Annotated in this window: 23 protein-coding genes and 1 riboswitch; of the genes, 15 read left to right on the forward strand and 8 right to left on the reverse strand. The window is 59.2% G+C overall.

Annotated elements, in window-relative coordinates; genetic code table 11:
* Window positions 1-27: 27 nt before the first annotated feature.
* Window positions 28-894: a branched-chain amino acid aminotransferase gene (locus tag ACXYMP_RS02205; protein WP_458904053.1), complete on the reverse strand. Its 867-nt coding sequence runs from the start codon at window positions 892-894 to the stop codon at window positions 28-30.
* 175 nt (window positions 895-1,069) lie between these two features.
* On the opposite strand from ACXYMP_RS02205, the gene ACXYMP_RS02210 reads away from it, so the two are divergent.
* The 6 genes from ACXYMP_RS02210 (at window position 1,070) to dxs (ending at window position 6,344) form a co-directional block, all read left to right on the forward strand.
* A complete protein-coding gene (locus ACXYMP_RS02210; protein ID WP_298567062.1) occupies window positions 1,070-1,576 on the forward strand; it encodes a MarR family winged helix-turn-helix transcriptional regulator in 507 nt (168 codons plus the stop codon).
* Window positions 1,569-2,270, forward strand: a complete 702-nt coding sequence (locus ACXYMP_RS02215; RefSeq protein WP_298567064.1) for a response regulator — start codon at window positions 1,569-1,571, stop codon at window positions 2,268-2,270. Before ACXYMP_RS02210 ends, ACXYMP_RS02215 begins: the two co-directional genes overlap by 8 nt.
* Before the next feature lie 101 nt (window positions 2,271-2,371).
* Window positions 2,372-3,307 (forward strand): histone deacetylase family protein, encoded by a 936-nt coding sequence (locus ACXYMP_RS02220; protein ID WP_298567066.1) that lies wholly within the window; start codon window positions 2,372-2,374, stop codon window positions 3,305-3,307.
* Complete coding sequence (locus ACXYMP_RS02225) at window positions 3,304-3,546, forward strand: exodeoxyribonuclease VII small subunit (RefSeq protein WP_298567068.1); 243 nt, start codon at window positions 3,304-3,306, stop codon at window positions 3,544-3,546. Before ACXYMP_RS02220 ends, ACXYMP_RS02225 begins: the two co-directional genes overlap by 4 nt.
* Window positions 3,547-4,401 (forward strand): polyprenyl synthetase family protein, encoded by an 855-nt coding sequence (locus tag ACXYMP_RS02230; protein ID WP_458904057.1) that lies wholly within the window; start codon window positions 3,547-3,549, stop codon window positions 4,399-4,401.
* A 14-nt stretch (window positions 4,402-4,415) separates the two neighbouring features.
* Entirely contained in the window at window positions 4,416-6,344 is a 1,929-nt protein-coding gene (gene dxs / locus ACXYMP_RS02235; protein WP_298567072.1) for a 1-deoxy-D-xylulose-5-phosphate synthase, read from the forward strand.
* Here the strand turns inward: dxs and ACXYMP_RS02240 are convergent.
* Window positions 6,341-7,174: an SDR family oxidoreductase gene (locus ACXYMP_RS02240; protein ID WP_458904060.1), complete on the reverse strand. Its 834-nt coding sequence runs from the start codon at window positions 7,172-7,174 to the stop codon at window positions 6,341-6,343. The two genes, dxs and ACXYMP_RS02240, sit on opposite strands and share 4 nt — an antisense overlap.
* Window positions 7,175-7,269: 95 nt before the next feature.
* On the opposite strand from ACXYMP_RS02240, the gene ade reads away from it, so the two are divergent.
* The 6 genes from ade (at window position 7,270) to ACXYMP_RS02270 (ending at window position 13,140) form a co-directional block, all read left to right on the forward strand.
* Window positions 7,270-9,075 (forward strand): adenine deaminase, encoded by a 1,806-nt coding sequence (gene ade, locus ACXYMP_RS02245; protein ID WP_458904062.1) that lies wholly within the window; start codon window positions 7,270-7,272, stop codon window positions 9,073-9,075.
* Window positions 9,075-10,559, forward strand: coding sequence for an AMP nucleosidase (locus ACXYMP_RS02250; RefSeq protein ID WP_298567078.1), 1,485 nt, complete (start codon window positions 9,075-9,077; stop codon window positions 10,557-10,559). Before ade ends, ACXYMP_RS02250 begins: the two co-directional genes overlap by 1 nt.
* A 139-nt stretch (window positions 10,560-10,698) precedes the next feature.
* Window positions 10,699-10,986 (forward strand): HU family DNA-binding protein, encoded by a 288-nt coding sequence (locus tag ACXYMP_RS02255; protein WP_091427903.1) that lies wholly within the window; start codon window positions 10,699-10,701, stop codon window positions 10,984-10,986.
* An 85-nt stretch (window positions 10,987-11,071) separates the two neighbouring features.
* Window positions 11,072-11,947 (forward strand): DMT family transporter, encoded by an 876-nt coding sequence (locus ACXYMP_RS02260; RefSeq protein ID WP_248364776.1) that lies wholly within the window; start codon window positions 11,072-11,074, stop codon window positions 11,945-11,947.
* A 57-nt stretch (window positions 11,948-12,004) separates the two neighbouring features.
* On the forward strand, window positions 12,005-12,718 hold the full coding sequence (locus ACXYMP_RS02265) for a cytochrome c biogenesis CcdA family protein (protein WP_248364778.1): 714 nt from the start codon (window positions 12,005-12,007) through the stop codon (window positions 12,716-12,718).
* An 11-nt stretch (window positions 12,719-12,729) separates the two neighbouring features.
* Window positions 12,730-13,140 carry a thioredoxin family protein gene (locus tag ACXYMP_RS02270; RefSeq protein WP_458904066.1) on the forward strand — a complete coding sequence of 137 codons (411 nt, stop codon included), beginning with the start codon at window positions 12,730-12,732 and terminating at the stop codon, window positions 13,138-13,140.
* Window positions 13,141-13,143: 3 nt separating this feature from the next.
* On the opposite strand, the gene aroC is transcribed toward ACXYMP_RS02270, so the two are convergent.
* On the reverse strand, window positions 13,144-14,250 hold the full coding sequence (gene aroC / locus ACXYMP_RS02275; protein ID WP_458904068.1) for a chorismate synthase: 1,107 nt from the start codon (window positions 14,248-14,250) through the stop codon (window positions 13,144-13,146).
* A gap of 63 nt (window positions 14,251-14,313) precedes the next feature.
* Window positions 14,314-15,270 carry a DMT family transporter gene (locus tag ACXYMP_RS02280; RefSeq protein WP_298567093.1) on the reverse strand — a complete coding sequence of 319 codons (957 nt, stop codon included), beginning with the start codon at window positions 15,268-15,270 and terminating at the stop codon, window positions 14,314-14,316.
* Between the two features lie 97 nt (window positions 15,271-15,367).
* Window positions 15,368-15,471: riboswitch (TPP riboswitch) on the forward strand.
* 35 nt (window positions 15,472-15,506) lie between these two features.
* Between ACXYMP_RS02280 and thiB the strand changes: the two genes are divergently transcribed.
* From thiB to ACXYMP_RS02295, 3 genes are read left to right on the forward strand one after another with little or no spacing between them, the layout of a single operon-like run.
* Entirely contained in the window at window positions 15,507-16,493 is a 987-nt protein-coding gene (gene thiB / locus ACXYMP_RS02285) for a thiamine ABC transporter substrate binding subunit (protein WP_458904070.1), read from the forward strand.
* A complete protein-coding gene (locus tag ACXYMP_RS02290; protein ID WP_458904072.1) occupies window positions 16,490-18,028 on the forward strand; it encodes a thiamine/thiamine pyrophosphate ABC transporter permease ThiP in 1,539 nt (512 codons plus the stop codon). The genes thiB and ACXYMP_RS02290 overlap by 4 nt, the downstream gene beginning before the upstream one ends.
* Window positions 18,015-18,707: a thiamine ABC transporter ATP-binding protein gene (locus ACXYMP_RS02295; RefSeq protein WP_458904074.1), complete on the forward strand. Its 693-nt coding sequence runs from the start codon at window positions 18,015-18,017 to the stop codon at window positions 18,705-18,707. The genes ACXYMP_RS02290 and ACXYMP_RS02295 overlap by 14 nt, the downstream gene beginning before the upstream one ends.
* 62 nt (window positions 18,708-18,769) lie before the next feature.
* Here ACXYMP_RS02295 and ACXYMP_RS02300 read toward each other — a convergent pair whose 3' ends face one another.
* From ACXYMP_RS02300 to ACXYMP_RS02315, 4 genes are all read right to left on the reverse strand, one after another.
* Window positions 18,770-19,567, reverse strand: coding sequence for a cytochrome c1 (locus ACXYMP_RS02300; protein WP_298567104.1), 798 nt, complete (start codon window positions 19,565-19,567; stop codon window positions 18,770-18,772).
* Window positions 19,568-19,584: 17 nt separating this feature from the next.
* On the reverse strand, window positions 19,585-20,910 hold the full coding sequence (petB, locus tag ACXYMP_RS02305) for a cytochrome b (RefSeq protein WP_298567107.1): 1,326 nt from the start codon (window positions 20,908-20,910) through the stop codon (window positions 19,585-19,587).
* A gap of 11 nt (window positions 20,911-20,921) precedes the next feature.
* Window positions 20,922-21,485 carry a ubiquinol-cytochrome c reductase iron-sulfur subunit gene (gene petA / locus ACXYMP_RS02310; RefSeq protein ID WP_298567110.1) on the reverse strand — a complete coding sequence of 188 codons (564 nt, stop codon included), beginning with the start codon at window positions 21,483-21,485 and terminating at the stop codon, window positions 20,922-20,924.
* 219 nt (window positions 21,486-21,704) lie between these two features.
* Window positions 21,705-22,307: a glutathione S-transferase gene (locus ACXYMP_RS02315; RefSeq protein WP_458904078.1), complete on the reverse strand. Its 603-nt coding sequence runs from the start codon at window positions 22,305-22,307 to the stop codon at window positions 21,705-21,707.

Below are 22,307 nucleotides of genomic sequence, written 5' to 3' on the forward strand. Positions count from 1 at the left end.
CTTTCGTTCACAAGCCGTTAACGCCCGTCAGGCGCGCACCAACGCTTCGTAGGCTTCCGAGATTTCGCGCGTCAAAGCGCCGACTTCGAACGTATAGTCACCGATCTGCCCCACCGGAGTCACCTCGGCGGCGGATCCGGTCAGCCAGCACTGCTCGAACCCTTCCAGTTCTTCGGGCATGATGTGGCGTTCGTGGACCGTAATTCCGCGATCGTTCAGCATACCAATGACAGTCTGGCGGGTCAGCCCGTTCAGGATCGCGTCAGGCAGCGGGGTGTGCACCTCTCCGTCCTTGACGAAAAAGACGTTGGCGCCGGTCGCTTCGGCCACATAGCCGCGATAATCCATGAACAACGCGTCCGAGCAGCCTTTGGCTTCGGCGGCGTGCTTGGACATTGTGCAGATCATGTAAAGACCGGCGGCTTTCGCGGCGGTCGGGATGGTTTCGGGTGATGGGCGTTTCCACTTCGCGATATCCAGCTTGGCGCCCTTCATCTTGGCGTCGCCGTAGTAATCGCCCCAAGCCCAGGCCGCGACGGCCATCCGCACCGGGTTGCGCGCAGACGAGACACCCATGTCCTCGCCCGCCCCACGCCACGCCACCACGCGCACATAGGCGTTGGTCAGCCCGTTTGCTTCGACCACTGCTTGTTTGGCGGCTTCGATCTGGTCAACGGTATAAGGGATCGGCATGTCCATCATCTCGCCCGACTTCAGCAGCCGTTCAGAGTGTTTGCGCGACAGGAAGATCTTACCGTCATACAGGCGCTCGCCCTCGAACACTGACGAGGCATAGTGCAGCGCATGGGTCAGAATATGGACATTCGCATCACGCCAGTCGACCAACTGGCCGTCCATCCAGATTTTGCCGTCACGGTCATCATATCCGCTCATGTTCTTGTCCTTTCCTATTGCCACTCGATGGGTCTTTGCGAAAGTTGCGTAAATTTGGACCGTATCGGACATAAAATTACGCTAAATCCGCATTTCGGTATCAATTGATTCTTGGAAAGTCAACAACACTGACATAAAACTGGTTTCTGTAACGTGAAAAGTGAAGAGGCCGCCAATGACAGAAACTCAGACGCCGGGCGGGCAGACGCTTCTGTTTCTAACGGATGAGCAATTGCGCAAGGGCATCGAGGCGATGTTTTTTGCCTATCGCGGGTTCACGGCTGACCCGGATCGCATTCTTGACCACCACGGCTATGGACGGGCCCACCACCGCGCGCTTCACTTCATCAGCCGCACACCCGGAACGACAGTGAACAACCTTTTGTCGATTTTGGGTGTCACCAAGCAATCCTTGAACCGCGTTTTGCGCACCTTGATCGAAGACGAACTGGTGGAAAGCCGGATTGGCACGCATGATAAGCGGGAACGACACCTGTTTTTAACCGACACCGGCAGTGCCCTTGAAACCGAGTTGTCCACGGCGCAACGTGAACGCATGCGTCTGGCGTATCGTGAAGCGGGTCCTGAGGCGGTTCAGGGGTTCCGTGCTGTGCTGGAAGCCATGATGGACCCGGAATTACGCCACCATTTCAACCAGATGAAGGATGTGCGTCATGACTGACCTGACCGAAGCGCATCTTTTGATCGTCGATGATGACGAACGAATCCGCAGCCTGCTGCAAAAATTCCTTGTGCGTCAGGGCTTCTGGGTCAGCGCCGCACGGGACGCCGCTCATGCCCGGCGCCTTCTTGAGGGGCTCGATTTCGACATGATCGTTATGGACGTGATGATGCCAGGCGAAGATGGGATCAGCCTGACACAAGCCTTGCGCGAAACACTGTCCACGCCAATTTTGCTGCTGACCGCCAAAGGCGATACCGAGGATCGCATCCGGGGTTTGGAGGCAGGGGCCGACGACTATCTGGCCAAGCCCTTTGAGCCGAAAGAACTGTTGCTGCGGATTAATGCCATCCTGCGGCGCATGCCAAGCGTTGTCGAGGAGCTGGCGCCAAAGGTTCTGAAGCTTGGCGACAAACACTACGACACCGAGCGTGGCGAGCTTTGGCAAGGCGACACACTGGTGCGCCTGACGGCCACCGAGGCGCATTTAATGAAGATCTTTGCGGCCTCCGCAGGTGACGCGGTCAGTCGTGCCGCGCTGGTGGAAAAACTGGGCCGCGATCAAGGACAGTCGCAGGAACGCGCCGTCGATGTGCAAATCACGCGCTTGCGCCGCAAGCTAGAAACAGACCCTAAACAACCCCGATACCTGCAAACTGTTCGTGGGGCGGGGTATATGCTGGCGCCTGAATAACCTCTGACATTTATACCGAATTGCGCTGGCTGGGATCGAAATTGTGTGGACCAGAGGCACACCTGCTTGTTGCCATTGCGGTATTGGCCTAGCGTCTCGATATGACAACTTTGCTTTATACCCACCCGGTCTGCCACCAGCATGTGACGCCTCCGGGTCACCCCGAACAGGTCGCGCGCCTGGAAGCGATTGAAACCGCTCTGGCTGCGCCTCAGTTCGCCGCTTTGGACAGGCGCATCGCCCCCAAAGGCACCGTTGATCACGTGCGTCTTGGCCACTCACTGAGGTATTTTGAAAAACTCGACGACGCAGCACCGGTCGAAGGGTGGGCGCAGTTGGATGGTGATACCTTTATGGCGCCGGGGTCACTTGAGGCAGCTTTTCGCGCGATTGGCGCAAATGTCGCTGCAATAGACACTGTTTTAGCCGGAGAAGCACAGAACGCCTTTATCGCATGCCGGCCACCGGGCCACCACGCCGAAAAGGCGACCCCGATGGGGTTTTGCCTGTTTTCAACCGTCGCAATCGCCGCGCGCTATGCCGCTGAAACGCACGGGCTGGACCGGATCGCAGTGCTTGATTTCGATGTGCATCACGGCAACGGCACGCAGGATGTGCTGTGGCACGAAAGCCGTGTGCGGTTCGTGTCGACCCATCAGATGCCGTTGTATCCGGGGTCGGGTGGCATTCATCAGAAAGGTGCCTTCAAGCAGATCTTCAACACCCCCCTTGAAGAGGCGACCGGTGGAGAGGTCATGCAAGCGGCTTGGGAAGACATGATTTCCGGTGTGTTAGAGCCTTATAAGCCGCAATTGGTGCTTGTTTCGGCCGGGTTTGATGCCCATCGGCGTGATCCCTTGGCAGGCCTCCAATGGGAGACCGAGGACTTTGCCTGGCTGGCCCATCGCATCTGCGATTTGGCAGATAAATGCTGCGACGGCCGGGTGGTATCCTCGCTTGAGGGCGGCTATGATCTTCAAGCCCTTGGCGACAGCGTCGGGGCCTATGTCAACGTGATGATGGAGCGAGGCGCATGAGCGATAAACCCGTAGGCGAGATGAGTTTTGAAGAGGCCATGCGCGCGCTGGAAGCGGTCGTGGGACAGTTGGAACGCGGTGACGTGGCGCTTGAGGATTCGATCAAGCTGTATGAACGTGGGGCCGAGCTGAAGGCGCGCTGCGAAACGAAGCTTAAGGAAGCAGAAGAGAAGGTCGCGGCCATCACGCTTGACCCAAACGGAAATCCTGCGGGAACGACGCCGGTCGAAGGGCTCTGAATGTTCAGGGACCGGTTGGCGCAAACGCGTGCGCTGGCGCATGCCTGTCTGCACAGCGCAATTCGCTCTGAAGGTATTTTGGCGCAGCCGATGCAATATGCGACAGGCGGCGGTAAGGGCCTGCGCGCATTCCTGGTCATGGAAAGCGCGCGCTTGCATGGTGTGGACGACGCCCGATCCGTTTGGCCAGCTGCCGCGATCGAGGCAGTGCATGCCTATTCACTGGTGCATGATGACCTTCCCTGCATGGATGACGACGACCTGCGTCGCGGCCAGCCGACTGTTCACCGCAAGTGGGACGAAGCAACGGCGGTTCTGGTTGGTGACGCCCTTCAAACTCTGGCATTTGAACTGGTGACCAACGACGCCGTTGGCGATGCGCGTGTGCCATTGGTCGCGTCGCTTGCTAAGGCGGCCGGACAGGTCGGCATGGTGCATGGGCAGGCGCTTGATATCGCTGCGGAAACCGCGCGCACTCCGTTGGATTTGAACCAGATTACCGAACTTCAGGCCGGCAAAACGGGTGCCTTGATCCGCTGGTCTGCTCAGGCTGGGGCAGTGCTGGCTGGATCAGACCCGTCTGACATGGGACGCTATGCCAACGCATTGGGCCTCGCTTTCCAGATCGCTGATGACATTCTGGATGTCGAAGGGGATGCCAAGGCCTTGGGCAAGGCGGTTGGAAAAGACGCGGATGCGGGCAAGGCGACGTTTGTTTCGCTTTTGGGTCTTGAGGCAGCAAAGACCCGCGCACAAGAGCTTGCCGATCAAGCCTGTGATGCGCTGACGCAGTATGGTCAGGATGCCGATACCTTGCGGGAAGCCGCCCATTTCGTTATCCAGCGCGACAGATAGGCAGCGGGACGCAAATGACCGATACACCCGATACACCCATTCTTGACCGCATAACGGTCCCTGCAGACATGAAGGCGCTGAACGACCGGGAACTTCACGTGCTGGCCGACGAATTGCGCGCCGAGACGATCTCGGCGGTGTCCGAAACCGGCGGTCATCTTGGCGCTGGGCTTGGTGTGGTTGAACTGACCGTCGCACTGCATGCTGTTTTCGATGCGCCGCGTGACCGGATCATCTGGGATGTTGGCCATCAATGCTATCCGCACAAGATCCTGACAGGACGGCGCGACCGGATCCGCACCCTGCGCATGGAAACCGGGCTATCTGGCTTTACCAAACGCGCGGAAAGCCCGTTTGACCCGTTCGGAGCCGGGCACAGCTCGACCTCGATCTCGGCGGCGCTGGGCTTTGCGGTGGCGCGCGACCTGGGCGGCGCACCGGAGCATGGCATCGGGGATGCAGTGGCCGTGATCGGCGATGGGTCCATGTCTGCCGGCATGGCGTTCGAGGCGATGAACAACGCGGGCCACCTCGGCCGCCGCCTGTTCGTCATTTTGAATGACAACGAAATGTCGATTGCGCCGCCTGTTGGCGCGATGTCAAACTATCTGAGTCGCCTTTATGCGGGCGAGCCGTTCCAAGAGCTGAAAGCCGCTGCCAAGGGCGCGGTCAGCCTGCTGCCCGAGCCGTTCCAGGAAGGCGCGCGACGGGCGAAAGAGATGGTCAAATCCATGACCGTAGGCGGCACCTTGTTCGAGGAATTGGGGTTCTCCTACGTCGGGCCGATTGATGGCCATGACATGGAAAGCCTGCTGTCGATCCTGCGCACGGTGCATGACCGCGCGACGGGCCCGATGCTGATCCATGTGATCACCAAGAAGGGCAAAGGCTATGCGCCGGCTGAGGCTGCGCGCGATCGCGGCCACGCCACTGCCAAGTTCGATGTGGCAAGCGGCAAGCAGCACAAGGCACCGTCGAATGCGCCCAGCTATACCTCGGTGTTTGGCAAGACGCTGGTCGAACTGGCGGGCAAAGATGACAAGGTCTGCGCCGTGACCGCGGCGATGCCGGATGGCACAGGGCTGAATCTGATGGCCGAACGCTATCCGTCGCGGTGCTTTGACGTTGGCATTGCCGAACAGCATGGCGTGACCTTCTCGGCGGCGCTGGCCGCTGGCGGGATGAAGCCCTTCTGCGCGATGTATTCAACCTTTCTGCAACGTGGTTATGATCAGGTTGTGCACGATGTGGCGGTCCAGCGCCTGCCCGTGCGGTTTGCAATTGACCGCGCTGGGCTGGTTGGCGCCGACGGTGCGACCCATGCCGGGGCGTTCGATATTGGCTTCATGGCGAACCTACCGGACATGGTGGTGATGGCCGCTGCCGACGAGGCAGAACTGATGCACATGGTCGCCACTGCACATTCGATCGACGACGGGCCTTGCGCCTTCCGCTACCCACGCGGCGAAGGGGTGGGCGTCGACCTGCCGGAACAGGGCGAGGTGTTGGAGATCGGCAAAGGCCGCATCATCCGCGAAGGGTCGCGGGTTGCGATCCTGTCTTTCGGCACGCGCTTGTCCGAGGTCGAGAAAGCCGCGGAAAAGCTATCGGTGCGCGGGATCGCCCCGACAATTGCCGATGCGCGATTTGCCAAACCGTTGGATCGCGATCTGATTTTGATGCTCGCCGCCGACCACGAGGCGCTGATCACCATCGAAGAGGGTGCAATTGGCGGCTTCGGCAGCCATGTCGCGCAGCTTTTGGCGGAAGAGGGCGTGTTCGACACCGGCCTTAAATACCGATCTATGGTGCTGCCCGACACGTTCATCGACCACGCCAGCCCGGCCCGGATGTATGAAGAGGCGAAGCTGTCCGCCAAAGACATCGAAGCGAAAGTGCTGGATGTTTTGGGCGTGGCGCAGATCGGCGAAAAGCGGGCCTAACCCTCGGCTTTTAGCAAAGCCGCCAGCCCTTCACGGTAAGTTGGATACAGCAGCTTAACGCCAAGTTCGTCCTTGATCCGATCATTACGCACCCGTTTGCTTTCCGCGTAGAAGCTGCGCGCCATCGGCGTCATCTCGGCGGTCTCATAGTCTTCTGCGGGCGGGTGTGGCAGGCCCAGAAGGTCTGCGGCGTGGGCCAGCACATCCTCGGGTGGGGCGGCAAGGTCGTCACAGACGTTGTAGATGCGACCCGGATTGGGGGCAGCGATTGAGGCAGCCAATATCTGCGCAATATCGTCCACATGGATGCGCGAAAAGACCTGATTTTCTTTGATGATCCGCCGTGCCGTGCCGCGCCGCACCTTGGCAAATGGTCCACGGCCCGGACCATAGATGCCCGCCAGTCGAAAGATATGCAGCGGCAGATCGGTTTCAGCGGCAAAGGCTTGCCAAGCGGCCTCGGCATCGACCCTTTGCTGCCCACGTTTCGTCGACGGAGAAAGCGGTGTTTCTTCGTCTATCCAGCCGCCCTGATGGTCGCCATAAACCCCTGTGGTGGACAGATAACCAACCCAGCGAAGTTGGGGTGCGAGGCGAACAATATCGTCTCTAACACGCCGCAAAACCGGGTCTCCGTCCATGTCTGGACCAGTCGAAATCAGCAGATGTGTCGCCTGCGACAGCGGCGCCGAGATGTCGGTGCCGGGCCATTGCAGGACATCTGGGCCAGCCTCGCGCGAGGTGCCGAATACAGTGAATTTCCCGACCAAACCCCGCGTCAAAGCGCGGGCCGAATAGCCATACCCAAAAATGAAAAGCGTCTTATCCATGCGCGCAGTATCGCCGTGCAGAAGCGATATGGAAGGGCAAACTGAGTATGACGTTTGGGGGTTGCGCTAACATCTGAAATTTGAACAATTGGTCCATGGAACAGTCTTCTTTCAAATCTTGGCCCGAAAGTGCAGCCCGGCTTGTTGCCGTGGCTGCAGGTCGTGCACCTGCGGATCTGGTGATAAATGCAGGCCGCGTCGTCAACGTCCACACCCGCGAAGTCCTGGAGGGTTGGCAGGTTGCAATTGCCGATGGTCGGTTCGCTTATCTCGGTCCGGATGCCAGCCACTGCATCGATGACACTACCGAAGTGGTGGATGCGCAGGGTCAATACCTGATCCCCGGCTTGTGCGACGCGCATATGCATATCGAAAGCGGCATGCTGACGCCGGCCGAATTTGCGCGTGCCGTAATCCCGCATGGCACCACAACCATGTTCACCGACCCGCACGAAATCGCGAATGTGTTAGGGCTCGAGGGTGTGCGCTTGATGCACGATGAGGCTCTATTACAGCCCGTTAGCATCTTTACGCAGATGCCGTCCTGCGCGCCATCCGCGCCCGGATTGGAAACCACCGGTTATGAAATCACCGCAGACGATGTGGCCGAGGCGATGAATTGGCCCGGCATCATCGGTTTGGGCGAGATGATGAACTTCCCCGGTGTGATCAATGCTGACCCAAAAATGCTGGCCGAGATCGCGGCGACGCAAAACGCAGGCAAGACGGTCGGGGGGCACTATGCCAGCCCCGACCTTGGCCCCGCGTTTCATGCCTATGCTGCGGGTGGCCCTGCGGATGATCACGAAGGCACTTGCGAGGCCGACGCCATTGCCCGCGTGCGTCAGGGGATGCGGTCGATGATGCGGCTGGGATCAGCGTGGTATGACGTTGAAACGCAGATTACGGCGGTCACGGAAAAGGGTCTGGACCCGCGTAACTTCATCCTTTGCACCGATGACTGCCATTCCGGCACGCTGGTGCATGACGGCCATATGAACCGCGTTGTACGCCATGCGATTTCATGTGGGTGTGATCCTTTGATCGCGCTGCAAATGGCGACGATCAACACCGCCACTCATTTCGGTTTGGAGCGTGAATTAGGCTCTATTACACCGGGACGGCGGGCTGATCTGATCATGACGGATGATCTGAGCGCGCTACCGATCAACCGTGTCTTTGCGCGCGGCCAGATGATCGCCAAAGATGGTAAGGTGATGGTCGACTGCCCTCATCTGAATTGGCCCGCGCATGTTCGTGAAACGGTTCGTCTGGGTAAGTCCCTCAATGCGCCGGACTTCGAAATTCCCGCACCGGATGGGGCGAACTCGGTCCGGGCCAAGGTCATTGGTGTGGTGGAAAATCAGGCGCCAACCAAAGCACTGGTCCGCGATCTTGGCGTCGCGGATGGGTTGGTGCAAATGGATGAAGCGCAGGATGTTTGTCAGATCGCCCTTGTTGAACGCCACCGTGCAACGGGTGACGTGGTCAATGGGCTGGTATCGGGCTTTGGATACACGGGCCGGATGGCCATCGCCTCGACCGTGGCGCATGACAGTCACCACATGATCGTTGTGGGCACCAGCCGCGAAGATATGGCGCTGGCCGCGAACCGTCTAGGCGAGGTCGGCGGCGGCATCACCGTTTTCAAGGACGGGGAAGAGCTGGCCTTGGTCGAACTTCCCGTGGCGGGCTTGATGTCGGATGCGCCTGCCGATGAAGTTGCCGCGAAGGCACAGGCGATGGTGGAAGCAATGGCCGACTGTGGTTGCACGCTGAACAACGCTTATATGCAGCATTCGCTTCTGGCGCTTGTTGTCATCCCCGAGTTACGTATTTCTGATCTGGGTCTGGTTGACGTGACCCGATTTGAGCTGACCAATTTGATTGAGGAAAATTGATGTCCACCACCAACAACTCGATCCGTGTGATCACCCCGGAAGGTGGCGCGCACGAACCATTTACCGATGCAAAAGCCGCCGTTCAGCGGCTGAAAGAGCTGTATGACGACGCTTGCGCCTTTCTGTGCGATAGCTTCGAGGGCACGGTGTCCGGGGACAAGCCCAACACACGTTTTCGCGCTTTCTATCCGGAAATTGTGCTGACGACGACCAGCCACGACCAAGTCGACACGCGGCTGAGTTTCGGCCACGTTGCCGCGCCCGGTGTCTATCAAACCACCATCACGCGCCCCGATCTGTTCCGGCACTATCTTCGGCAGCAGATCGCGCTGTTGATCGAAAACCACGATGTGCCCGTCCATATCGGATATTCCGACACACCGATCCCGGTCCATTTTGCCGTCGCAAACAATCCCGGCATTACGGTGCCGCAAGAAGGCGCCATGAGCTTTCCCTTGCGCGATGTGTTCGACGTGCCGGATCTTTCATCGACCAATGATGATATCGTCAATGGCGTGGCCCAACGCAGTGAAAGCGGCGCCGCACCTTTGGCTCCATTCACCGCGCAGAGGGTCGATTACTCTTTGGCGCGGCTGTCGCACTATACTGCGACCAAGCCCGAAGATTTCCAGAACCATGTGTTGTTCACCAACTACCAGTTTTATGTCGAAGAGTTCGAGGCCTATGCCCGCCAGATGCTGGCAGACCCGGATAGCGGATATGACAGCTTTGTCGGACCCGGTTATCACCGGATTACCGCGGCAGATCAGGACTTGCCCCAACCTATGAAGCTTCCGCAAATGCCGTCTTACCACCTGACGCGCAAAGACGGGACAGGGATTACGCTGGTCAATATCGGGGTTGGACCTTCGAACGCGAAAACGGCAACGGATCACATTGCGGTTTTGCGCCCCCATGCGTGGTTGATGGTTGGCCATTGCGCCGGTCTGCGCAACAGCCAGCGTCTGGGTGATTTCGTTCTGGCCCATGCCTATCTGCGCGAAGACAAGGTGCTGGACGATGACCTGCCCCTTTGGGTGCCGATCCCGCCGCTTGCCGAAATCCAGATTGCGCTGGAACAGGCCGTTGCCGAAGTGACAGAGCTAAAGGGGTACGAGCTGAAACGCATCATGCGGACCGGCACGGTGGCGTCTTTGGACAACCGCAACTGGGAGCTGCGCGATCAATCTGGTCCCGTGCAGCGACTGAGCCAATCGCGCGCCATCGCTCTGGATATGGAAAGTGCGACGATCGCCGCCAACGGTTTCCGCTTCCGCGTGCCCTATGGAACGCTGCTGTGCGTGTCGGACAAGCCCCTGCACGGAGAGCTGAAATTGCCCGGCATGGCGTCTGACTTTTATACCTCTCAGGTGTCTCGTCACCTGCTGATAGGCATCCAGGCGATGGAGACCCTGCGCGAGATGCCGATCGAGCGAATCCACAGTCGGAAGCTCAGAAGTTTCGAAGAGACGGCATTCCTTTAGGGAAAGAAGCGCGATTTCGGGCAAAAAACCGCTATTTATTGGGGAAATCTGCACAACAAATCGTTGTGTCCCCCCTCTACATACAGTTAAATGCGCCCAATGAAGCCCAATAAATGGGTAAATGTGAGGAGTGTATTATATGTCGAAACCTATGACGAAGACCCAACTGGTCGCTGCCTTGGCCGAAGAAATGGGCTCGGACAAGAAATCGGCGTCGAGCGCGCTGGACGGTATCATCAACATCATCACCAAAGAAGTTTCTGGTGGTGGCGCTGTGACCCTTCCGGGTGTCGGCAAGATTTACTGCCGCGAGCGTCCCGCACGCATGGTGCGCAACCCCGCCACCGGCGAGCAGATCCACAAAGATGCCGACAAGGTCGTGAAGATGACCATTGCGAAGGCTCTGAAAGACAGCGTGAACGGCTGATCTTGGTGCCTTCGGGGCTTGTCCCCGGACACGAATTCGGAAAGGGTCGCCCAAGTGGCGGCCCTTTTCTTTTGCCGGAGGTGACATGGATCTGCGCGCGATTCTGATGGGGCTGGGTTTTGCCCTGATGTGGAGTTCGGCCTTCACGTCCGCGCGCATCATCGTGGCGGACGCGCCCCCGCTCTCTTCTCTGGCTCTGCGTTTTCTGATTTCTGGCCTGCTTGCCGTGATCATTGCACGCGCCCTTGGGCAAAGCTGGAAATTGACCCGCAACCAGTGGCGGGCGGTGATCATCTTCGGCGTCTGCCAGAACGCGCTATATCTGGGTCTGAATTTCGTCGCCATGCAATGGATCGAAGCTGGTCTGGCGTCGATCATCGCCTCGACCATGCCCCTGATGGTGGCTTTGGCGGGCTGGATCCTGATGGGCGACAGGATGCGCCCGCTGGCGATGGTCGGGCTGTTGGCCGGGATGATTGGTGTCGCCCTGATCATGGGCTCGCGGTTGTCTGGCGGCGTTGATGTGACCGGCGTGGTGCTTTGCTTTATCGCCGCCGCCGCCCTGACTGCCGCCACTTTGGCCGTGCGCACAGCCTCGTCCGGCGGCAATCTGATGATGATCGTCGGCTTGCAAATGTTTGTGGGGTCCGCCGTGCTGGCCGTCGTCGCCCTGTTTCTGGAAAGCCCGGCGTTCGAACCCAGCCTGCGCTTGGGTCTTGCGTTCACCTATACCGTCCTTGTGCCCGGCGTGCTGGCCACTTGGGTCTGGTTCGCGCTGGTGGGTCGCATAGGCGCGGTGAAGGCAGCAACCTTCCATTTCCTCAACCCGTTCTTTGGCGTCGCAATTGCCTGGCTCTTGCTGGGGGAAGCGCTGACCACCACCGATTTTATCGGTGTTGCCATCATCACGTTTGGCATCCTTGCGGTGCAGCTTTCGAAACAAAACCCCACACAGACGTGAAGGCGCGCGTTGCCATCGTGAGATGACATTTGCTGCCATTTCCATAGGTTTGATGCCATGGAGCTTTTGTTCGGATATCTTGCGGGCCTGCTGACCCTGATTAACCCGTGCGTCTTGCCGGTGTTGCCGATTGTGCTGGCGACAGCGCTGCAAGCCAGCCGTTACGGACCCCTCGCGGTTGCAGCAGGGATGAGCGTGTCTTTCGTCACGCTGGGCCTTGTCGTCACCGTGGCGGGCTATTCGATTGGCCTGACCGAAGACATGGTCGCGCGTGGCGGCGCGATCTTGATGGTCGCTTTCGGACTTATCCTTATGACGCCCGTCTTGTCAGAGCGATTTGCAACAGCAACCACAGGCGTGTCTGCCCACGCCGATACAAGTTTTGACGATGTCGACCGCTCAAGCCTTGGCGGGCAATTCCTTGGTGGCATGTTGCTGGGTGCGGTTTGGAGCCCCTGTATCGGCCCGACGCTTGGCGGCGCAATCTCGCTGGCGTCACAAGGCAAAAGCATCCCTTGGGCGGCCGCAATCATGGTCGCGTTTGCACTGGGCGTGTCGACCATCATCATTGCGCTGGGCTATGGCGCGCGGTCTGCGATCATGCGCAGACAGGCTCTAATGCGCCGGATTGCACAGAAATCCCGCCCTATCATGGGGGCGATCTTCCTGGCCGTCGGTCTGGCGATCCTGTTCCGTTTTCACCATGTCGTTGAAGCTTGGGCGGTGAACGCACTGCCGGCTTGGCTAAACGATCTTTCCGTATCCCTTTGAAGGAGACCCCAATGAAACGTCGTGACTTTTTAACCCTGACCGCCGCTGCGGCCTTTGCACCACTGACCCTGCGCGCCGCGATTGCCGACTATGCGCCGGGTCTTGTGACCAAGGCTCTTGAGAATGGTGAAACCGTCTTTCTGGACTTCAAAGCCAGTTGGTGCAGCACCTGTGCGGCACAGGAGCGTGTGATCAATGCGCTTTTGGAAGAAAACCCGGCTTACGACCAATCCATCACCTTCATCTATGTTGACTGGGACGAACACGGGAAGTCCGAGCTGGCGAAATCCCTGCGTATTCCGCGGCGTTCGACACTTGTTGTGCTGAAAGGCGATCAGGAACTTGGGCGGATCGTGGCGGGCACCTCGGTGTCTGATATCAAGGCGCTGATGGATACGGCGCTTTCAGCGGCGACGGCTTAGGCCTTAGCCGATCTTGCCGCGCACGCCTTCGCCCATCTGGGCGCGGTGCAGCATGACGTGATCAAGGATGACACAAGCCGCCATCGCCTCGCCCACGGGCACGGCACGGATGCCGACGCAGGGGTCGTGACGGCCCTTGGTGACAACCTCGATGGGTTCACCCGTCTTGGTGATCGACTGGCGTGGAGTCAGGATCGAACTGGTTGGCTTCACGGCAAAGCGCACGACAATGTCCTGACCGCTTGAGATACCGCCCAGAATGCCGCCTGCGTGGTTCGAGTTGAAGAGAGGGCCGTCCGGTCCCATCGAAATCTCGTCCGCGTTCTCGGTCCCTCGCAGCCCCGCAGCCGCCATGCCTTCGCCGATCTCAACACCCTTCACGGCGTTGATCGACATCATCGCAGCAGCCAGATCAGTGTCTAACTTGGCGTAAATCGGGGCACCAAGGCCAGCAGGGGCGCCGCGCACGACGACCTCGACCGCCGCGCCGACGCTGTCGTTTTCTTTGGTGCGCAGGTGCTGCAGGTAATCTTCCCATTCCTTGACCGCCGTATTATCGGGCAGCCAGAATGGGTTTTGGTCAATCGCGTCCCAGTCGAACTTCTCCCGATCCAGATGCAAAGCGCCCATCTGGGTCATGTAGCCCTTGATCTGAAGCCCCGGCAGCAGCGTCTTCAGCGCCTCACGCGCCACGCCACCAGCGGCCACACGCGCCGCCGTTTCGCGGGCGGACGAGCGTCCGCCGCCGCGCGGGTCGCGGATACCATATTTCTGCCAATAGGTGATGTCGGCATGACCGGGGCGGAAGGTCTTTTCGATCTCGCCATAGTCTTTCGAGCGCTGATCGGTGTTTTCGATCATCAGCTGAATGGGCGTGCCAGTGGTCTGACCCTCATACACGCCCGACAGGATACGCACCTGATCGGGTTCGTTGCGCTGCGTCATGTTCTTGTTCTGACCGGGCCGACGTTTGTCGAGCCAGACCTGTATCATCTCAGCTTCCAGCGGCACGCCCGGAGGGCAGCCATCGACCGTCGCCCCCAAGGCAGGTCCGTGGCTTTCACCCCATGTGGTGACGCGGAAGATATGACCGAAACTGTTCATCGACATGCGCAGGCTCCTTCGTTGCAAGCGTGATAGCGAAGGCCCGCGCGAAAGGGAAGCGCATCGGCGTCAGGTCTGTTCGCGGCGGTGCTTGGGTTTCGGGCTGGGACCAGCGTCATAGCGCGGGTTGGGGTCTCGCAAAATCGGATTGCGATTCGACACGGACGGCCGGCTTTCGCGCCAAACGATAAAGATACCGGACCCGATGATAATCGTTGCTCCGACGCCGACCCAGATGTCCGGCAGCTCTTCGAAAAACAGCAGCCCGAACAGAGTTGCCCACAGAATCTGACTGTATTGGGTCGGCGCGATCACAGCAGCGGGCGCCGCGCGATAGGCCGCGATGATCAGGATCTGCGCAAAGACGGACAACGCACCGACTCCGGCGACAAGCCCCAGATCTCCCAGCTCCATCGGGCGATAGACAAACGGCAGGATCAGCCCCATGAACAGGATGGACGACAGCATCGGAAACAGGATCATGACAGCGGTCCGTTCCTCGTTGCCGATCTTGCGCATAATCACCGATCCAAGGCTTGAGCAGAAAGCAGCGATCAAGGCGCAGATATGACCAAAAGTGATTTCCGTAACACCTGGTCTAAGCACAACCAGCACCCCGACAAGACCCACAAAAACGGCAGCCCAACGTTGTGCACGCACGGTTTCGCCAAGAAAAATTGCGGACATCGCGGTGATCAAGAGCGGTGTGGCAAAAAGCAGAGCATAGACCTCGGCCAAAGTCAGAACGGTGAACGCGTAGAAGGCCGACGACATCGCGATGACAGATGTCGCCGCGCGCAACAAGATCAGCCACGGGTGACGCGGGCGGAAATTATCGACCTGCCGGTCAGCCAACATCAGGATAGACATCGGCACAAAGGCAAACAGCATCGCGAAAAAGATAATCTGGAAGACGGCATAGTTGACGCCCAGCGCCTTAATGATCGCGTCATGGGTCGCAAAAACCCCGAATGCCGCAAAAGCAAAGCCCAGCCCCCTGACGGGTGTGTGTGTGATTTCCGACATGGCCGGCTCCGATACTTTGGGTGTTAGCGGTCACATCGCGCATTGCCGCCGTGACGTCAAGGGGGGGTTGTCAAGCCAACGCAAAGCGGTCACAGATAGCGATACCTCGGGGTGCCGGACTGACCGGCTGAGATGCAATGACGCAAACCCGTTGAACCTGAACCGGCTAGAACCGGCGGAGGGAAGGTCAGGCTCATCCTCACCCGAACACCGTCCGGCGCCATAGGAGGATGAAAATGAAAGCCATTTCCTTTGTCGCAGGCGCAGCACTTGCAACCGTCGCCAGCACGGCCTCGGCAGATACGCTGACCGTTTACACATATGACAGCTTCACGTCGGATTGGGGCCCCGGCCCGGCCGTCGAGAAGGCGTTTGAGGCCGAATGCGACTGTGACCTTGAGTTCGTCGCAATGGGGGACGGTGCCGAGCTTCTGGCGCGTCTGAAGCTGGAGGGCGCGCGCACGGACGCGGATATCGTGCTAGGCCTCGACACCAACTTGACGGCGGCAGCCAAGGACACCGGTCTGTTCGCGCCACATTCGGTGACGGCCGATTGGTCGCTGCCGATCGAATGGACCGATACGACTTTTATCCCCTATGACTGGGGCTATTTTGCCTTTGTCTATGACAAGGAAAAGGTCTCTAACCCGCCGGAATCCTTCGATGCGCTCGCAGCGTCTGACCTTTCGATCCTCATCCAGGACCCGCGCAGTTCGACCCCAGGCTTGGGGCTGCTGCTGTGGGTCAAGTCGGTCTATGGCGACAAAGCCGCCGAAGCCTGGGCTGGTTTGAACGATCAGGTTGTGACGGTCACGAAGGGTTGGTCAGAAGCCTACGGCATGTTTTTGGAGGGAGAGGCCGATCTGGTTCTGAGCTACACTACATCACCTGCCTATCATCTGATCGCCGAAGGTGATGACAGCAAAGCCGCGATCGCCTTCGAGGAAGGCAACTACATGCAGATCGAGGTTGCTGGAAAAGTCGCCTCGTCCGATCAGCCGGAATTGGCTGACAAATTCATGGCCTTTGTTGCGTCAGAAGCGTTTCAGTCGATCATCCCGACGACCAACTGGATGTATCCAGCGGTAACGCCGAAAGCAGGCCTTCCCGCTGGGTTCGAGACCTTGGCGCAACCCGGCAAGGCGCTGGTCTTCTCGTCAGAAGAGGCAGGCGCGTTGCGCAAACCGGCAGTGGAAGAATGGCTCGCAACGTCGGCCAAATGAACCGTGCAACCACCCTTGGCGTGATCGCGCTGGGGGTGGTCGTTTGCCTGACCTTTGGAACACTGGCGGCCGTCGCCTTGCGTGCGGACGCCGTCGCGCGGCTTGGCCCGGCGGACTGGGCGGCGGTGCGGTTCACCTTATGGCAGGCAGCCCTGTCTGCCGCGTTAAGCATTCTGCTTGCCATCCCAGTCGCACGCGCCTTGGCACGGCGCCGTTTTCCGGGGCGCACTGTTCTTGTGACACTGTTGGGGGCCCCCTTCATTCTACCTGTCATCGTTGCGGTGCTGGGGCTGATCGCGGTTTTCGGCCGCTCTGGCGTCGTCAGCACCGTTCTGGGGGCTTTTGGCGCCGAACCCGTGTCTATTTACGGCTATCACGGGGTCATCTTGGCCCACGTCTTTTTCAATTTCCCGCTCGCGACGCGGTTGATCTTGCAAGGCTGGCTTTCAATACCGGCCGAGCGTTTCCGTCTGGCCGCATCGCTTGGGCTACGCCCGCATGACATTGCGCGCATGCTAGAGCGCCCGATGTTGCGCGAGGTGGTGCCGGGCGCAGCTCTGGTCATCTTCCTGATCTGCCTGACCTCTTTCGCCGTCGCGTTGACTTTGGGTGGTGGCCCCCGCGCAACGACCGTCGAACTGGCGATATACGAGGCGTTCCGATTTGATTTTGACCTTGGCCGCGCAGCCCTGCTGGCCTTAATCCAGTTTGCCTTGGGGGCTGGCGCGGCGCTGATTGCTTTTTGGGTCGCGATCCCCGGTGATATGGGCGCTGGGCTGGACCGCGCCATTCGGCGCTGGGACGACAGCGTGCTGCACCGCACACGTGACGTTCTGGTTGTCGGGCTTGCGATGCTGTTTCTCGCCTTGCCGCTTGCGATGGTTGTGGTGAACGGATTACCGGGGGTGTTGTCGCTGCCGGTTCAGGTTTACGCCGCTGCGCTGCGGTCCATTCTTGTGGCGCTTGGATCGGCGGGCTTGACGTTGATACTTGCGCTGCCGATCGCGGTTTACGCTGTTCAAAGGCGGTCTCGTCTTATCGAGGGGTTAGGCTATATAACGATCGCGGCATCGCCGTTGGTGATCGGCACGGGGCTGTTCATCATCACCTTTCCGTTCATCAAGCCCTCTAATCTGGCCTTGCCAATTACCGCCCTTGTCAACGCCGCGATGAGCCTGCCTTTCACCCTGCGCGCCTTGGTGCCAGCGCTTGCTGCGACCGAAGCGAACTTTGGCGCCCTCGCAGATGGATTGGGGATGCATGGCTTGGCACGCCTGCGCTATCTTTGGCTGCCCCGGCTACGCCGACCAATCGGATTTGCGCTTGGCCTTGCTGGGGCATTGTCTATGGGTGACCTTGGTGTAATCGCGATGTTTGCAGATACGCACAATGCCACGCTGCCTTTGCAATTGTTCCGACTGATGGGCGCCTACCGGATGGAGGACGCGGCCGCCGCCGGACTTTTGCTACTGCTATTGTCGCTTTCGATATTCTGGATTTTCGACCGAGGAGGCCGCGTCAATGCTGTCCGTTGAAGCCGCACAGGTCGTGCTGGATGATTTTTCCCTTTCGGCCGACTTCACAATCACCAAGGGCGCGCGCGTCGCCGTTCTGGGCCCCTCCGGGGCAGGTAAGTCAACTCTGCTCGCGGCGATCGCGGGGTTTCAGGATTTGGCGACAGGACGCATCTTGTGGAACGGTGAGCGCTTGCCTGACGACCCGGCCAAGCGACCGATCAGCATGGTCTTTCAAGACAACAACCTGTTCCCGCATCTGAGCGTTGCGCAAAATGTCGGGCTTGGTCTTAGGCCGGATCTGAAGCTGACGTCACAGGACCGGGAACGGGTTGAAACCGCCTTGTCCCGTGTCGGTTTGATGGGCATGGGCGCGCGCAAACCCGCGCAGCTGTCAGGCGGCCAGATTGCCCGCGTCGCGTTGGCGCGGGTTCTTCTGCGCAACAAGCCCATACTGCTGCTGGACGAGCCGTTCAGCGCGCTTGGGCCCGCGCTGAAAGCCGAGATGCTTGATCTGGTGCGCGAGCTTGTGACCGAAACCGATGCGACTTTGCTGATGGTGTCCCATGACCCGCAGGATGCGCGTGCGTTGGCGGATCAGGTGGTTCTGGTCGCGGAGGGTTGGGCACATGCCCCGCAGCCAACCGCAGAGCTGTTTGACAGTCCGCCAGACGCCCTGCGCGACTATCTGGGCGGGTAGACCCAGCCCAACGAAAAAGGGCGCCCAGAGGCGCCCTTTCTTTTGTCGTTTTCAACATCGCATCAGATGTCGACTTTTTTGCCCTTATGCGGCGCCCAGAGCTTCTTGTTGGTTAGGTAAAGAAGCGAGGTCAGCAGGACCAGCATCAGAACCGAGACAAAGCCAGCTTGCTTGCGGGCCATCATCTTGGGCTCAGCCGTCCACATCAGGAAGGCTGATACGTCCTCGGCAATATGATGGGCCGAGTTGTTGTGGCCATCATCATAGTCGACAGTGCCGTCTTCAATCTGCGGCGCCATGGACACCCAGCCGCCCGGGAAGGCGGTGTTGCCGTAAAGAATGCTGCCAGCAACTTCTTGTTCTTCGCCGGTGAACCCGGTCAAGAAGCTGGCGATGTATTCCGCACCGCCGATGCCGCGGACCAGCTGGTTGATACCGGTGCCAGCGGGGCCATGGAAGCCCGCGCGGGCTTTGGCCATCAGTGACAGGTCCGGGCCCATGCCTTCGCCCGAAACGGTCGGGAAGAAATCTGACGGCTTGGCCGGGCGATCTTCGTCCAGTTCGGCGTCATAGACAAAGAAGTTTTCGGCCGCATAAGCACGCACTTCGTCTTCGGTGAAGTTCGGGCCACCGGGATCAGCCAATGTGCGCAAAGGCACGTAGCGCAGACCGTGACAGGCCGAACAGACCTCGGTGTAGACCTTCAAACCGCGGCGCAGTTGTTCTTGGTCGTATTTACCGAACGGGCCTTCGAACGAAAACGCGATGTCTTCGATGTGACCTTGATCGCCGGCGGCCAGCGCGCCACCAGTGGTGAGCGCCAGCGCCATGATTGCGGAGGTGGTGAGTGTCTTGATCATTGTTCCTTGATCCTTTCTCACTCGGCCGCTTTTTCAGCAGCGCCGGGATAATGGGCGTTGAAGTCGTCCTCGATCGAGGCCGGCGGCGTCGTGGGTTTCTCAAACAAACCCAGAAGCGGCAGGATGACCAAGAAGTAGGCGAACCAGTAGGTTGCACCGATCAGCGAAATCCAGTCATGCGGGAAGTTCGTGTCACGAGCACCGACCCACATCAAAACGATGAAGTCGATAACCAGCAGACGGAACCACCACTTGAAGGCTGGACGATACTGACCCGAGCGGACCGACGATGTGTCGAGCCACGGCACCAGCGCCATCACGAAGATCGCGCCGAACATGGCAAGCACGCCGAAGAACTTTGCGTCCACGATGCCACCTGTCAGGAAGCTGACAATCTGCACAGCCCAAACGTCAGCCGTGAAAGCGCGCAGGATTGCGTAGAAGGGCAGATAATACCATTCCGGCACAATGTGTGCGGGCGTCGCCAGCGGGTTGGCCTCGATGTAGTTGTCGGGGTGGCCCAGATAGTTGGGCATGAAGCCGACAATCGCAAAGAAGACGATCAACACGACACCAAGACCGAACAGATCCTTGATCACGAAGTAGGGCCAGAAGGGCAGAGTGTCTTTCTCGGCTTCTTCCTTCGAGCCACGGCGCACTTCGACACCGGTCGGGTTGTTGTTGCCCGTGGTGTGGAAGGCCCAGATGTGAACGGCCACAAGAGCGGCGATCACGAAGGGCAGCAGATAGTGCAGCGAGAAGAAGCGGTTCAGCGTGGCGTTGTCCACGGCTGGGCCACCCAGAAGCCAGGTTTGCAAACCTTCGCCGATGAACGGGATGGCGCCAAACAGGCCGGTGATAACGGTCGCACCCCAGAAGGACATTTGTCCCCAAGGCAGAACGTATCCCAGGAAGCCGGTGGCCATCATCATCAGGTAGATCAACATGCCGATGATCCACGTCACTTCACGCGGTGCCTTGTAAGAACCGTAGAACAGGCCGCGGAAGATGTGGATATAGACCGCCACAAAGAACAGCGACGCGCCGTTTGCGTGGATATAGCGCAGCATATGCCCGCCATTCACGTCACGCATGATGTGTTCGACCGATGCGAAGGCCATATCAACATGCGGCGTGTAGTGCATCACCAAGATGATGCCAGTAACGATTTGAAGCACCAGGCAGAACGCCAGGACGATGCCCCAGATCCACCACCAGTTCAGGTTCTTCGGCGTGGGGATCATCAGGGTATCATAGGCAAGACCAACGACGGGAAGCCGTTCGTGCAACCATTTCTCGAAACCCGTTTTGGGCTCGTAGTGATCGTGAGGAATTCCGGACATGTAAGCCTCCCTTAGCCCAGCTTGATCGTTGTTTCGTCGACAAACTCGGCGACGGGAACGGGCAGGTTTTCGGGTGCAGGACCCTTGCGGATACGACCAGATGCGTCGTAGTGCGACCCGTGACACGGGCAATACCAGCCCTGATAGTCACCGGCGCCATCACCCAAAGGCACACAGCCCAGGTGGGTGCAGACACCCATCATGACCAGCCATTCGCCATTTTCGTCCATGGTGCGGTTTGCGTCGTCCGCAGAAAGCGTCGCGTCGACGTTGTCATTGCGCGCGAACTTGTCGGGCAGATCAGCGGCGTCTTGTTCGCGGGCCAATCCGATTTCTTCTTCCGTGCGGTGACGAATGAAAACCGGCTTGCCCAACCATTTGACGGTCAGCTGTGTCCCCGGCTCGATCCCCGAGATATCGACGCGGATCGAGCTGAGCGCTTTCACGTCAGCCGAAGGGTTCATTTGGTTGACAAGAGGCCAAACCGCAGCACCGGCCGTAACGGCTGCGGCACCACCAGTTGCATAGTAAAGGAAATCCCGGCGGGTTCCTTCATGGTCGTCGGCGTGTGACAAGAGCGCATCTCCCTAGCTAGGTCGCAGAATTGCAACCGACACGACAGTAGACCGCCCAAGAAAGCAGTCCGTTTCGCGGCTGTTTATCCAAGGAATAGCCGCCAGTCCAGAAGTCATTAGGGCGCAGGGGTAGCTTTTCAAGGCACTGAGATCGCATGTTAGCGCGCGCAGCATGGAAAACTTCGGTCCATCGAGGGCCAATACGCGCTTTGTGGCGACTCAATAGGGTGCGGTGTCCTTGAAACTGTCCCGCGCGGCAAAGACGGCGAACCAGTCATCCAGCGCATCACGACCCTTGCGCCATTCGCGGTCAGCATGGCGGAAATCAAGATAGCCCAAGGCGCAACCAACCGATATTTGCCCCATGTCCAGCGGGCCAGACAGCTGGCTTATCCAACGGGCGTTCAGGGCATCCAGCGCGCCTTCGATCTTGCCCCATTGGGCATCCATCCAGCCGCCGAACTGCATGTCAGCGGGGCGGCAGCGGTTCTCGTAGACCATCAAGACACCGGCATCCATGATCGCATCACCGGTCGCTTCGACGGTCAGCACGTCCCAAATACGGCTTTCGGGGTAAAGGTCACTGCCGGCGCGGGCGTCCAGAAATCGCGTAACGACTCGACTGTCATAAAGAGCAGGGCCATCTGGTCTGACCAGCGCGGGTATTTTTGATAAGGGGTTGGCAGCGGTCAATTGCGGGGCTGGCGCTGTCGGTGAGGACATGACCTCGACCAATTCGATGTCGTCTTGCTGACCCGTTTCCAAAATCACCATCCGCGCCTTTCGGGCGAAAGGAGAGGCTGGCGAAAAGATAAGTTGCAT

The sequence above is a fragment of the Aliiroseovarius sp. CAU 1755 genome, assembly GCF_054482655.1.